This is a genomic window from Undibacterium pigrum, assembly GCF_003201815.1.
GTDB classification, from domain to species: Bacteria; Pseudomonadota; Gammaproteobacteria; order Burkholderiales; family Burkholderiaceae_D; genus Undibacterium; species Undibacterium pigrum.
The window spans coordinates 146200-159569 of the sequence record NZ_QJKB01000011.1; the positions used below are offsets into that span (position 1 = coordinate 146200).

The window sequence follows — 13370 nt, forward strand, 5'->3', positions numbered from 1 at the left end:
GCGCAATAGATTACAAATTATTTATATTCTATGATCAGTGGTGCATGGTCAGAGAAGCGCGCTTCCTTGTAGATTGCCGCAGTATGTGCTTTTTTGCCTATGCCAGCGGTGGCGACATGGTAGTCGATACGCCAACCCACATTGTTTGCCCATGCCTGGCCACGGTTACTCCACCAGGTATAGGCTTCGCCCGTGGTTTCCGGATGCAAGTGACGGTAGACATCCAGCCAGCCTTGCTCATCAAACAGGCGTGTCATCCAGGCGCGTTCTTCTGGCAAGAAGCCAGAATTCTTTTGATTGCTCTTCCAGTTTTTCAGATCGATTTCTTTGTGGGCGATATTCCAGTCGCCGCAGATGATGATTTCCCTGCCTTCGGCGATCAGTTGTTGCATATGCGGGTAAAACAATTCCATGAAACGGAACTTGGCTTCCTGCCTTTCAGGCGAGGAAGAACCAGAAGGGCAATACAAGGAGATTACCGATAACTTGCCAAAATCACAGCGCACATAGCGGCCTTCTGCATCGAATTCCGGGCTACCAAAGCCTATATAGACGGCATCCGGCTCTTTCTTGCTATAGACACCCACGCCGGAATAACCTTTTTTCTCGGCATAGTGAAAATGACCATGATATTTGTGCGGATTGAGGAAATCCGGCGTCATATCCGCTTCCTGGGCTTTCAGCTCCTGTACACAGACGACATCAGGGTTTTCCTTGAGCATCCATTCAAAAAAGCCTTTTTTGGCAGCAGAACGTATGCCATTCAGATTCGCGGAGATGATTTTTGTCATGATTTTTTGCGGAAAGAGTCTTGAACTGCTGTCAGCATAGCAGATATACAAAAGCTTGAATCAGAGGCTGTCGCGAAATTAACCTAGCGTTGTTGCGCCTCCTTGCCGTACTAAAGTACTGTCTGCGTCGGCGACGCCTAGCCATCTTAATTTCGCGACAGCCTCTAAGTTTGCCGGGGTCTGGTAAGGCGCTTGGTTTATACTTGCGTTCTTTTTAGCGTCTGAATCATTTTCTTGATACATCATGAACGAAAAGCAATTACGTGCAGAACTTGATGCTGTGTACTCCAGTAGCTCCTGGAAGATGACTGCACCTTTCAGATATGTAACAAGAACAATATCTTCCCTGAAAAATGCAAAATTCAGCCTGCGCAGCTTGCCAGGGCGAGTGGTACGCCGGGTAGTGGCAGTTCCTGCTATCAAGAATCTGGCATTAAGAATATTGAAATATTTCCCGGGTATAGAGCTCAGGGTGAGAAAGGGTTTGCAACCCCGCCTGGCTCCCCAGGTGGTTTCTGCTGGAAAACAGGCTTATACGCCATCCAGAAGAGCGACAGATGCGCGCCTGTCAGCAAAAGCACAAATCATCTTCGACAAGCTCCAGACAGAAATAATTCGCCAGGAATAAACAGGTTACCAGATGCGTATTCTCATTGATTTACAAGCTTGCCAGTCCACTGGTAGCCGCCATCGCGGCATAGGCAGATATTCCCTGGCACTGGCGCAGGCAATGGCAAGCAATGCTGGCAAGCATGAAGTGCACTTGCTATTGAATAGCTTGTTTGCCGATAGCCTGGAGCCAGTCAGGCAAGCCTTTGCCAACTTGATAGCACCACAGCACATCCATTACTGGAAAAGTCCTGGCCCGGTCAGCGAGTTCGATCACCGCAACCGCTGGCGCACCCGTGCCGGTGAGCTGGTGCGCGAACAGGCGCTGGCAGAATGGCGGCCTGATATCGTCCATGTCAGCAGCCTGTTTGAGGGCCTGACCGATGATGCACTGACCAGCGTGGGCCTGAATGGCGAGTATCAGCCTACTGCAGTGACCCTGTATGATCTGATCCCTCTCATCAATGCCAAACCCTATCTGGAAAACGAGCAGGTAAAGGCCTGGTATCTGAGAAAAATCCAGGCACTCAAGCGTGCCGATTTGTTGCTGGCTATTTCTGCATCCTCAAGGCGCGAAGGTCTGGAATGCCTGCATCTGCCACCTGAACGCATCGTGAATATTTCATCGGCAGTCGATGACAGGTTTTATGTGCAAGATCCCGATCCCGCGGTCTTGCAGGAAATCAAAAACCGCTTTGGTTTGCAACGCCCGTATGTCATGTACACCGGTGGCATAGACTTGCGAAAAAATGTCGAAGCACTGATACGCTCTTTTGCCAAATTGCCCGGCGATGTACGCAAGAATTATCAACTGGCGATTGTTTGCAGTGTGCAGGATGCCGACCGTATACGTTTGCAAAAACTGGCGGCGGATGCTGGCCTGGCCAGCAATGATGTGATCCTGACTGGCTATGTCGCCGATGAAGATTTGCCATTGCTGTATCACGCCTGCACATTGTTTGTCTTCCCGTCCTGGCATGAGGGTTTTGGCCTGCCTGCGCTGGAAGCCATGTCTTGCGGCGCACCGGTGATTGCTTCCAATACCAGCAGCCTGCCAGAAGTGATAGGCCGTGAAGATGCCTTGTTCAATCCTTACGATGAGCAAGCCATTACCGGCAAGATGCTGAGCGCCCTGACAGACGAAAACTATTTGCAGAGTTTGCGTGAACATGGGGTGCAGCAGGCGAAGAAATTTTCCTGGGATGCATCGGCAAAAACTGCCATCACCGCATTCGAGGCGCAGCATGAATATCAGCGCAGCAAGCAGGCGGTATTTGTCAGCCAGTTGCAAGACCAGATCAAGCCACGTTTGGCTTACTTCTCGCCCTTGCCACCAGAGCGTTCTGGCATTGCTGATTTCAGTGCCGAACTCTTGCCCGAACTGGCTGTGTATTACGACATAGAACTGATCGTCGACCAGCAAGAAATTGGTGACCCCTGGCTGGCGGCCAATTTCCCTGTGCGCTCATGGCAGTGGTTTGAACAGCATGCAGACCGTTATCAGCGCGTCTTGTATAACCTCGGCAATTCCACCTATCACACTTATATGCTGGATATGCTGGCGCGCTATCCGGGTATCGTGGTCTTGCATGATTTCTTCCTCAGCGGTTTGCTGGCGCATCTGGATATGACGGCTGAACGTCCGCAAATCTGGGCGCAGGCCCTGTATGAATCACATGGCCTGCAAGCTTTGCTGGAAACAAAAAATACCGAAGACCTGAGCCAGATCATCTGGAAGTATCCATGTAATTACCAGATGCTGGATGCGGCCCAGGCTGTCATCGTGCATTCTGAGTTTTCCATGAAGCTGGCAAGGCAATGGTATGGAGAAAATGCGACGCAGAACTGGACGCGTATCCCCCATATGCGCAAACTGCCTTATCAGTCAGAACGCAGCGCAGCACGCCAGCGTCTGGGCCTGGGGGAAGATGATTTCCTGATGTGTTCCTTTGGCCTCATGGGGCCAACCAAGCTGAACCATCTGGTGCTGGAAGCCTGGCTGCAATCGCCGATGGCAAAAAATAATCACTGTCATCTGGTCTTTGTCGGCAAAAATGATGGCGGCAAATACGGCATGCAACTGCTGCAGGATATTAAGGACCGTGGCCTGGCAGATCGCATCACTATCACTGGTTTTGCCGATCCTGAATTATTCCAGACCTATTTGCATGCTGCCGATGCAGGCGTGCAGCTGCGCGGTCTCTCGCGTGGTGAGTCTTCATATACCGTGCTTGATTGCATGGCCTATGGCATACCGACGATTATCAATGGCAATGGCGCCATGGCAGAATTGCCTGCGGACGCCTTGATTAAGCTGGCTGATGAAGTGGATGTTGCCACCCTGCTGGCTAGTATGGTTGAACTCAGGTCTGATTCTCAGCTCAGAAAAGAACTGGGTGCCAGGGCTGTCGAGTATATGCATGAGTATCATGTAGCGCACAAAGTAGGACGGCAGTATTTTGATTTTATCGAACTGGCACACAGAAACGCACCCGCCAGCCGCTTTGAACGAAGCCTGAACCGTATCGCTGCACTGGATGGCCCGGCGGCTGAAGCTGACTTGATGTCACTGGCGCGCAATATGGTCTCCAACCAGGCCAAGCCTGCCTGCGCCCGCGCTCTGTTTGATCTTGATGCCCTGAACGCAGCTTTGCCGCAGCAGGCATTGGCGCTGGTGTTGAAGCAGCTGATTGTGGCTACGCCGTCTTACTGGCGTTGTGAGTTGCTGCAGTCTGACAGCAAATCAAACAATAAGTCAGATGCCAAATCCGTGCTGCGTTATGCCAATGAGCTGGCCTGTCAATTGCTGGAGTTGCCATCTTTATCAAATCCTGACGAAGCAATTGATTTGCATCCTGCCGATGTGTATATCAAGGTGCTGGTGGCATCTGAGAATCAGTCGAGCGAGAAAGGCAGTTCCACTGTCCGGCAATTGATGCTTGAAATGGGCATACCGGTACTGGAATTAAGTCTTGATACTGCACAGATCAAGACGCTTGCCACTGGCAGCATGGATATTAATGAATTGGCAAGCAGCTGGTGGCAGACAATTCTCACACAATAGGCATTTTATAGCGTGCTATGCTTGGATAAGCATGGCGCGTCATTATTTCATAGTTAATGTTAAGGCAAGTATATGGCAAGTAATCTGAGGCAGGAATTTATACATTTTGCGGTTGATGCCGGCGTGCTGAAATTTGGCAGCTTTGTCACCAAGGCAGGACGCACTTCCCCCTACTTTTTTAATGCCGGTCTGTTCAATGACGGTGCCAATCTGGGTCGTATTGCTGATTTTTATGCACAAACCCTGATTGATTCCGGCATTGAGTTTGATATGCTGTTTGGCCCGGCCTACAAGGGTATTACCCTGGCGTCGGCCACGGCGGTAGCGCTGGCCCGCAAGGGACGCAACGTGCCCTTTGCCTATAATCGCAAGGAAGCCAAGGACCATGGTGAAGGCGGCAGTATCGTCGGTGCCAAACTGGCTGGCAAGGTTGTCATTATTGACGATGTGATCTCGGCTGGCACTTCAGTGCGTGAATCAGTAGAAATGATACGGGCTGCAGGTGCCACGCCTTGCGCAGTATTGATTGCACTGGACCGTATGGAGCGTTCCGGCAAGGATGATGCCCTGTCCGCGCATTCTGCCGCACAGGAAGTGGGTCTGGCTTATGACATGCCAGTGGCGGCAATTGCCAATCTAAATGATTTATTTGATTACCTGTCGGTAGCAGAGGCGGGTGAGCAGTTGTCGCAATATAAAGATGCCGTTGAGCAATATCGCCAGCGTTATGGGGCGGTATAGCCAGGAATAGGGCATAGGCGGCAATGCCTTGAATGGTATTGCCCAGCTCCGTACAGGCAGAACTGATGCTGAAGCACTGGGGTGGCGGTAAGCTATTGTAAAAAACCTATCTTTTACAAGCGCTTTCATTATTTTTCCGCAGTGCGGCGAGCACTCATTGTATACTGTTCAACTGTAGACAGATTGTGACCGCTGTCACAGATAAATTCAAACTGGCGGTCCAATATCTGGTTAAAAGAAGAATTTTGAATGTTCGCTGTTGCGAAGAGGTTTTCTTGAATGAGTAAAAAAGCGTTAATCACTGGTATTACTGGTCAGGACGGAGCCTATCTGGCTCAATTGCTATTGGAAAAAGGCTATACCGTCTACGGCACTTACCGCCGTACCAGTTCAGTCAATTTTTGGCGCATAGAAGAATTGGGTATAGATACTCATCCTGCACTGCATCTGGTCGAATATGATCTGACCGATTTGTCAGCGAGCATACGCCTGTTGCAAACGACGGGTGTGACAGAAGTATACAACCTGGCAGCACAAAGTTTTGTGGGTGTATCGTTTGAACAGCCACTGACCACAACTGAAATTACCGGTATTGGTGCCCTGAATTTGCTCGAAGCAATCCGCATTGTCAATACTGAGATCCGCTTTTATCAGGCGTCGACTTCTGAAATGTTTGGCAAAGTGCAAGCTGTGCCACAGATAGAATCTACCCCATTTTATCCGCGCAGCCCGTACGGCGTGGCCAAGTTGTATGCACACTGGATGACGATCAATTATCGTGAATCCTATGGCATCTTTGGCTGCAGCGGCATCTTGTTCAATCATGAATCACCGCTGCGTGGCCGCGAATTCGTGACGCGCAAGATTACTGATTCTGTCGCCAAGATCAAGCTGGGCAAACTCGATGTGCTGGAACTAGGCAATATGGATGCCAAGCGCGACTGGGGCTTTGCCAAGGAATATGTAGAAGGCATGTGGCGTATGCTGCAGGCGGACAAGCCAGATACTTTTGTACTGGCGACCAACCGCACAGAAACTGTACGTGACTTTGTCACCATGGCTTTCAAGGCCGCTGACATACAACTGCAATGGTCGGGCGAAGGCGAGAATGAAACAGCGACCTGCGCAAAAACCGGCAAATTGCTGGTACGCGTGAATCCTAAATTCTACCGTCCTGCTGAAGTTGAGCTCTTGATCGGTGATCCGGCCAAGGCAAAAAATGTGCTGGGATGGGAACCAAAGACAACGCTGGAAGAATTGTGCCAGATGATGGTCGAGGCCGATTTGCGCCGCAATGAGAATGGCGCATCGTTCTGAAATGTCGACTACTCCACGTGCCCTGATAACAGGTATTAAAGGTTTTACAGGGCGTTATCTGGCGCAGGAATTGAGCAGGGCCGGATACCAGGTATTCGGCACTACCCACGGTTCTGAAATTCAAAGTCAGGGCCACTATGCAGTAGACCTGTGCGACAAACAGGCTTTACGCACCGCACTGCAAGAGATACAACCCGATGTCGTCGCCCATCTGGCGGCCATCTCCTCGGTCATGCACGGTGATGTTGATGAAATCTATCGCGTCAATATCGTCGGGACACGCAATTTGCTGGAAAGCCTGGCAGCATTGGATAAGAAGCCACGCGCCGTACTGGTGGCCAGCAGTGCCAATATCTATGGCAATTCCACGTCTGAAGTGCTGGCCGAGAACGAGCCAGCCATACCTGCCAACGACTATGCCGTCAGCAAGCTGGCGATGGAGCATGTGGCGCGTCTGTGGATGGATAAACTGCCCATCATCGTGACCCGGCCATTCAATTACACCGGCGTGGGTCAGACTGAAAATTTCCTGCTGCCGAAAATCATCAATCACTACCGCCGTCAGGCCAGCGAAATCGAACTCGGCAATCTTGATGTGGCCAGGGATTTTTCTGATGTACGCAATGTAGCCGTGGCCTATGCCCGCTTGCTGGAAAAAGCACCTGCCGGCGAGACTTTCAATATCTGCTCAGGCACGGCTTACAGCTTGCGTGATGTCTTGCAAATGGCCAGTGAACTGGCTGGCTATGAAATCAAGGTGCGCGTCAACCCGGCCTTCGTGCGTGCCAATGATGTGCATAAACTCATGGGCAATGGTGGCCGCTTGCAGGCTTGCATAGGTGACTTGCCGCACATCGCCTTGCGCGACACACTGGCGTGGATGTTGCGACATGAGGCCGCCACATGAATATCGTCCTGTCAATAGAAGCGATCAACCAGCCGCTGGCTGGTATAGGTCGCTATGCCTGGGAGCTGGCAACACGCTTGCCAGCACAGGCAAATATTGACTCAGTACGATATCTGTCAGATGGTTTCTGGCGCACGTTGCCAGATTATGATTTGTCTGGTTCGCGTGATTATTCCGCCCTGAGCCTCAAGTCCTTTGAGCCTGTACGTTTCAGTTACAAGGCAAAACTGCGCCAGCAACTGGGCCGCATGCGCTTTTTCTCGCAATGGTATGGCAAGCTCATGCCCGTGCTGGCCGGACAACGCCTGAACAGCTTGTCAAACGCGATTTTTCATAGCCCCAATTATTTTGTCCCCAAATGCAATTTGCCCAGCCTGGTGACCTTGCATGATCTGTCCATTTATCGTTATCCACAGTGGCACCCAAAGACCAGAATAGAACGTGCCCTGGCTTCCATCCCGCAATCAGTAGAGCGTGCCAATCTGGTATTGACCGATTCGCTGGCAACGCGCCTGGAAGTCATGGAGCACTTCAAGCTGGGGCCGGAAAAGGTAGTTGCCATTCCTCTGGGTGTGGATGACTTGTTTCATCCATATAGTGCAGAGGAAACCGCGCCGGTATTGCAGCAAATTGGCTTGCAGCCCAACGGCTATAGTTTTTTTGTCTCTACCATAGAGCCGCGCAAGAACCTTGGCAATTTACTGGCGGCTTATCGTGCCTTGCCTGAGGATATACGCCAGCGCTGGCCGCTGGTACTGGCTGGTGGTGCTGGCTGGCAAAGCGATGATATTCATGATGAGATTGCCAAAGGGCAGAGCGAAGGCTGGCTGAAGTATCTGGGCTTTATTGACCAGCACTGGTTGCCGCTTTTGTATGCCGGTTGCCGTTTGTTTACTTACCCATCCTGGTATGAAGGCTTTGGTTTGCCGATTGCCGAGGCCATGGCCAGCGGCGTTCCGGTGCTGACATCCAATTGCTCTTCCATGCCTGAAGTGGCAGGTGGTGCCGCCATGCTGGTTGAGCCGGGTGATGTGGACAGTATCCGTGAGGGCTTGCAAAAGGCCTTGCAAGATGAAGAGTGGCGAGCCACTGCCATTGCACGTGGTTTGCAAAGAGCAGCAGAGTTGAGCTGGGAAGCCTGTGTGCATAACACAGTCGCCGCTTATCGCATGGTTCAGACCGGATAGGGGCGCGCACAGTGAAAGTCCTGCATTTCTACCGCACCTATTACCCCGACACCTTTGGTGGGGTTGAGCAAGTCATACGCCAGATGGCGGTGGGCACGACACGCCTGGGTGTGGAAAATGAAGTGCTGACGCTGACCCGTGATACTGACCGCCCGCTGATAGAATTTGAAGGGCACAAGGTACACCGGGCACATTTGAATTTTGAAATTGCGTCTACCGGCTTTTCCTGGTCGGCACTGTCCCGCTTTGTCGAGCTGGCCAAACAGGCAGATGTGGTCCATTATCATTTCCCCTGGCCTTTCATGGATATCGCGCATTTCCTTGGGCGCGTCAAGACACCCAGCGTGGTGACCTACCATTCAGATATCGTCAGGCAAAAATACCTGTTGAAACTGTATGCACCGCTCAAGCATCAGTTTTTGCGTGATGTGAACCGCATCGTAGCCACGTCGCCCAATTACCTGGCGACCAGCCCTACGCTGGGTTTGTACAAGGACAAGACCGAGGTCATTACCTATGGTCTGGACAATAGTATTTATCCTGTTCCTTCAGCAGAGTTGCTGGATAAATGGCGTCAGAAAGTGGGAGAGAATTTCTTCCTGTTCGTTGGCATGCTGCGTTATTACAAGGGCTTGCACATCCTGCTGGAAGCAGCTGCTGGCACCAATATCCCTATCGTCATCGTGGGTGATGGGCCGGAAGAAATTGAATTGAAACGCCAGGCAGAAAAACTGCAATTGAAGAATGTCCATTTCCTCGGTGCTTTGCCAGAGCCGGACAAGGTTGCCTTGCTGACTTTGTGTTTTGCGCTGGCATTTCCTTCGCACTTGCGCTCCGAGGCATTTGGTATTTCGCTGCTGGAAGGTGCGATGTATGGCAAGCCCATGATATCGAGCGAAATAGGCACTGGGACGACGTATATCAATGTTGCAGGCCAGACTGGCCTTGTCGTACCGCCGAGTGATCCGGCTGCCTTCAGGCAAGCCATGGAATACCTGCTGGCCCATCAGCAAGAGGCCGCTGAGATGGGCAAGAATGCCCGTCAGCGCTACCTGGATTTATTCACGGCCGAAAAAATGGCGGGCCATTATGCCCGCCTGTATCAGGAAGTGATTGACGAAGATCAGCGCAAGCGTCAACGTAAATAAGAACGCAAATAAGAGCGCAATAAGTCTGCGCTTGTCCGTCTCTTCAGGCAGTTTTAGTTTGCCCGCAATTTCCTGATTTCAAATTCACCTCTCAGCCAGTTACTGCCGATGAACTCGGGGTGATCGACGTTGATGACATCAAACACCAGCAGGTTATCCGACCATTCATAGTTTTCTTCGAGATGGGTCTGTGCCTTGGTCAGTGCGGTCGTGACAGAGTAAGAGCCTGGGCCAAACGGACATTCAAACGGCAGGACAAACTCAATGACATCGCCCTTGCGTAATTCATTTTGTACTTGCTTCGTATACCAGGTATTACTACCCCAGATGATGCTGCCCTGTTTGTCACGCAGCATCAGTCCCAGCACCAGTTCAGGAATATCTTCACGCAATAGCACTTCTGCCACCAGCTTGATTTTCTGGCCTACATGCGCTGCTGCCAATACCTGATCGCTGGCCTGGTCGCGCAAGCTCAGCTTGCTGACGGTGGCCATGCCAGTGCCAGAACGGGTCTGTAGCCAGCCCTGCTCATTGCGGTGCTGTTCTATGCGGAACTTTTCATTTTCCTTGCGGGCTATCATGGCATTGTAAAAGTCCACGACTTCGTCAGGCGCACCTTGTTTGAGTACGCTGCCCTGGTCTATCAGGATGACATGGTCGCACAGGCTGCGTACTTCTCCCATGCCGTGGGTGACCAGGATGATGGAAGTACCTTGTTCCTTGAACTGGCGTATGCGGTCAAAACTGCGGTGCTGAAAGTAGCTGTCGCCGACAGACAGAATTTCATCAACGATGAGCACATCCGGACGCACGGCTGTGGCAACCGCAAAGGCCAGCCTGGCTTGCATGCCGCTGGAATATACCCGCAAGGGCTGGTCAAAAAATGCGCCAATTTCAGCAAAGCTTTCTATGCCGGGCATGAGCTGGTCCAGCTGCTCGCCACTCAATCCCATCAGACCACCCGCCATATAGGCATTTTGCCTGCCTGAAAATTCAGGGTTGAAACCCAGCCCCAGTTCCAGCATGGCGCTGACGCGGCCAACAACAGATATATGACCAGTGGTAGGTCTGACTGTGCCAGTGATCATTTTCAGCAAGGTACTTTTTCCGGCACCATTCTGACCTATGATGGCAACCGCCTGACCAGCAGGCACATTGAAGCTGATATCACGGTTTGCCCAATATTCATAGGCCGGTTTTACTGGCAGTCCAGCCCAGTACATCAGGCGTGACAACAAGCCGCTGAACTTGGTATAGCACTTCCCGACACCGTTCACGCTTAAGACAATTTGACTCATAATGCATCCACCAGGTCTGCGCTGGCACGCCGGAAAATCCAGAAAGAGAACAGGAACAAGCCTGATGAAATCAGGGTGGGGATAAGCAAGTCAGCCAGAGCCGGGAATTGCCCGTACAAGAGTGCATTCTGGTAAATCTTGACCATAGGCGTCATGGGATTCAACTTGAGTACCGCGATGAAACGCGGTGGCATATTGTCCATCAGGTAAACCACAGGAGTGAACCAGAACCACAGTTGCAAGACTATACCCATGACCTGGCCCACATCCCTGGAAAAGACATTCAGCAAACCAAGTATGATGCCCAGGCCAAAGGCCAGCATGACGATCAGCAACATGCCGAATGGCAGGGCCAGCCAGGCGATGCTTGGCATATGACCAAAGAACAGGAAAACCACAGCAATCGCTGCCAGCAACAGCAAGTGATTGATAAGCGCGCTGCCACCGACGATCAGGGGCAGACACAATCTGGGGAAAGAGATCTTTTTCAGGGTATTTGAATAATCAATAAACACGGTAGTGCAGCGGTTCATGATTTCAGCAAACAGGCCCCAGGCCGACATGCCAGCCATCAGGTAAATCGCGTAGGCAGACTTGTTTTCTATATTAGGTATTTTGGTGACCAGAACTTCAGACAAGACGATGGCGAAGATAGTGGCCTGTGCCAGGGGATTCAAAATCATCCACAATGCCCCCAGTTTGCTGCGGGCAAAACGGCCAGAGAACTCGGCCTTGATGGACGATACAATAAAATGGCGGTAATGCCAGAGTGAAATGAGTACAGCTTTCAAAACTTGCTTTCTTTGCGGGGATCAGCCTGCGACACGACCATAGATATCATCAAAACGGACGATGTCGTCTTCGCCAAGATAGGCACCGGATTGTACTTCGATTAATTCCAGATCAGTCTGCCCCGGGTTTTCCAGCCTGTGCTTGACGCCCAGCGGGATGTAGGTAGATTGATTCGCCACCAGGGTCATGACCTCTTCACCACGGGTGACCAGGGCGGTGCCACTTACCACGATCCAGTGCTCAGCTCTGTGGTTGTGCATTTGCATGGACAGACGGCCACCCGGCTTGACGACGATGCGTTTGACCTGGAAGTGTTCGCCACTATCAACAGAGTCGTAATGGCCCCATGGACGGTAGACTTTGCGGTGGTTATCGGTCTGGGTATAGTTTTCGTCTTTCAGGCGGGTTACGACGCGCTTGATATTCTGGGTATTGGCCTTGTTGGTGACCAGCACCGCATCCGGCGTTTCAACCACGATCACATCTTCCAGCCCCAGACAGGCAACCAGACGGCTGTCGGAAATAACCAGGCAATTGCGCGAATCTTCCAGCAAGACGTCGCCATGGACGGTATTGCCGCTGGCATCTTTCTCCGAGACTTGCCATACCGCATCCCAGGCGCCGACGTCAGACCAGCCCGCGTTGAAGGGAACGACATAACCGGGGATATTCAAGTCCTGATCACGGGCCAGTTTTTCCATGACCGCATAATCGATAGAATCGGACGGGCAGGACAGGAATGCTTCCTTGTCAACACGGACGAAATCGCAGTCTATGCTGGCTTTATCCATGGCTTGCTGGCAGGCGGCGTACATGGCAGGGTGGAAATGCGCGATGGCTTTCAGCCAGGTAGTGGCGCGCATCATGAAAATGCCGCTATTCCACAGATGGCGTCCGCCATCGAGATATTGCTGGGCTACTTCAAGTACCGGCTTTTCTACAAAGGCTTGCAATTCAAGCACTGCGGTGCCCGGCAAGGCATCGCCAGTCTGTATATAGCCATAACCAGTCTCCGGCCTGTCAGGGACGATGCCAAAAGTGACCATGGCCCCATCCATGGCTTGTTGCAAGCCCTGCTGTATGGCCAGGTGGAAGCCCTGCTTGTCATTAATCACATGATCTGCCGGCATGACCAGCAATACGGCGTCCTCAGCGTTGCTGACGGCAGACAGGGCTGCCAGGGTCAGGGCAGGGGCAGTATTGCGGCCGGTAGGTTCCAGCAACAGGCTGCAATCGGTAAAACCCGCCACGCGCAATTGTTCTGCCGTGATGAAGCGGTATTCTTCATTGCAGACCACGATCATTTTCTGGGCAACGCCTATGCTTCCTGAAAAATCGCGTACACGCGTCGCAGTTGCCTGCAACATGGTTTCTTCACCTATCAGGGCAAGCAATTGTTTCGGGTGTTTTTCACGCGATAGCGGCCACAACCGGGTTCCGGAACCCCCGGAGAGAATGACGGGCTGTAATAACATGGATAACTTTCTTCTTTTTGCCCTCAGGGGCAGATTTTATA

Annotated in this window: 11 protein-coding genes; 7 read left to right on the plus strand and 4 right to left on the minus strand. The window is 51.8% G+C overall.

Translation table 11 applies throughout. The annotated features are described in order from the left end of the window. Positions 1–17 precede the first annotated feature (17 nt). Entirely contained in the window at positions 18–791 is a 774-nt protein-coding gene (locus tag DFR42_RS24160; protein WP_110257613.1) for an exodeoxyribonuclease III, read from the minus strand. 244 nt (positions 792–1035) lie between these two features. On the opposite strand from DFR42_RS24160, the gene DFR42_RS24165 reads away from it, so the two are divergent. The 7 genes from DFR42_RS24165 (at position 1036) to DFR42_RS24195 (ending at position 9764) form a co-directional block, all read left to right on the plus strand. Then, positions 1036–1419: a hypothetical protein gene (locus DFR42_RS24165; RefSeq protein ID WP_110257614.1), complete on the plus strand. Its 384-nt coding sequence runs from the start codon at positions 1036–1038 to the stop codon at positions 1417–1419. Between the two features lie 12 nt (positions 1420–1431). After that, on the plus strand, positions 1432–4464 hold the full coding sequence (locus DFR42_RS24170) for a glycosyltransferase (RefSeq protein ID WP_110257615.1): 3033 nt from the start codon (positions 1432–1434) through the stop codon (positions 4462–4464). A 72-nt stretch (positions 4465–4536) separates the two neighbouring features. Then, positions 4537–5205: an orotate phosphoribosyltransferase gene (gene pyrE, locus DFR42_RS24175; protein WP_110257616.1), complete on the plus strand. Its 669-nt coding sequence runs from the start codon at positions 4537–4539 to the stop codon at positions 5203–5205. 279 nt (positions 5206–5484) lie between these two features. After that, positions 5485–6522, plus strand: coding sequence for a GDP-mannose 4,6-dehydratase (gene gmd, locus DFR42_RS24180; protein WP_110257617.1), 1038 nt, complete (start codon positions 5485–5487; stop codon positions 6520–6522). Between the two features lies 1 nt (position 6523). After that, on the plus strand, positions 6524–7429 hold the full coding sequence (locus tag DFR42_RS24185) for a GDP-mannose 4,6-dehydratase (protein ID WP_425450902.1): 906 nt from the start codon (positions 6524–6526) through the stop codon (positions 7427–7429). Further along, positions 7426–8616 carry a glycosyltransferase family 4 protein gene (locus DFR42_RS24190; RefSeq protein WP_110257619.1) on the plus strand — a complete coding sequence of 397 codons (1191 nt, stop codon included), beginning with the start codon at positions 7426–7428 and terminating at the stop codon, positions 8614–8616. Before DFR42_RS24185 ends, DFR42_RS24190 begins: the two co-directional genes overlap by 4 nt. 11 nt (positions 8617–8627) lie before the next feature. After that, entirely contained in the window at positions 8628–9764 is a 1137-nt protein-coding gene (locus DFR42_RS24195) for a glycosyltransferase family 4 protein (RefSeq protein WP_110257620.1), read from the plus strand. A 53-nt stretch (positions 9765–9817) separates the two neighbouring features. Here DFR42_RS24195 and DFR42_RS24200 read toward each other — a convergent pair whose 3' ends face one another. From DFR42_RS24200 to DFR42_RS24210, 3 genes are read right to left on the minus strand one after another with little or no spacing between them, the layout of a single operon-like run. After that, positions 9818–11062, minus strand: a complete 1245-nt coding sequence (locus DFR42_RS24200; protein WP_110257621.1) for an ABC transporter ATP-binding protein — start codon at positions 11060–11062, stop codon at positions 9818–9820. Continuing rightward, complete coding sequence (locus tag DFR42_RS24205; RefSeq protein WP_110257622.1) at positions 11059–11853, minus strand: ABC transporter permease; 795 nt, start codon at positions 11851–11853, stop codon at positions 11059–11061. The genes DFR42_RS24200 and DFR42_RS24205 overlap by 4 nt, the downstream gene beginning before the upstream one ends. 21 nt (positions 11854–11874) lie before the next feature. After that, positions 11875–13329: a mannose-1-phosphate guanylyltransferase/mannose-6-phosphate isomerase gene (locus DFR42_RS24210; protein ID WP_110257623.1), complete on the minus strand. Its 1455-nt coding sequence runs from the start codon at positions 13327–13329 to the stop codon at positions 11875–11877. Between the last annotated feature and the right edge of the window lie 41 nt (positions 13330–13370).

Bases quoted from the DNA above. Each gene is read 5' to 3' on its own strand.
- pyrE (WP_110257616.1), top strand. From the start codon at position 4,537: ATGGCAAGTAATCTGAGGCAGGAATTTATACATTTTGCGGTTGATGCC.
- DFR42_RS24170 (WP_110257615.1), top strand. From the start codon at position 1,432: ATGCGTATTCTCATTGATTTACAAGCTTGCCAGTCCACTGGTAGCCGC.
- DFR42_RS24210 (WP_110257623.1), bottom strand. From the start codon at position 13,329: ATGTTATTACAGCCCGTCATTCTCTCCGGGGGTTCCGGAACCCGGTTG.
- DFR42_RS24160 (WP_110257613.1), bottom strand. From the start codon at position 791: ATGACAAAAATCATCTCCGCGAATCTGAATGGCATACGTTCTGCTGCC.
- DFR42_RS24200 (WP_110257621.1), bottom strand. From the start codon at position 11,062: ATGAGTCAAATTGTCTTAAGCGTGAACGGTGTCGGGAAGTGCTATACC.
- DFR42_RS24190 (WP_110257619.1), top strand. From the start codon at position 7,426: ATGAATATCGTCCTGTCAATAGAAGCGATCAACCAGCCGCTGGCTGGT.
- gmd (WP_110257617.1), top strand. From the start codon at position 5,485: ATGAGTAAAAAAGCGTTAATCACTGGTATTACTGGTCAGGACGGAGCC.
- DFR42_RS24165 (WP_110257614.1), top strand. From the start codon at position 1,036: ATGAACGAAAAGCAATTACGTGCAGAACTTGATGCTGTGTACTCCAGT.
- DFR42_RS24185 (WP_425450902.1), top strand. From the start codon at position 6,524: ATGTCGACTACTCCACGTGCCCTGATAACAGGTATTAAAGGTTTTACA.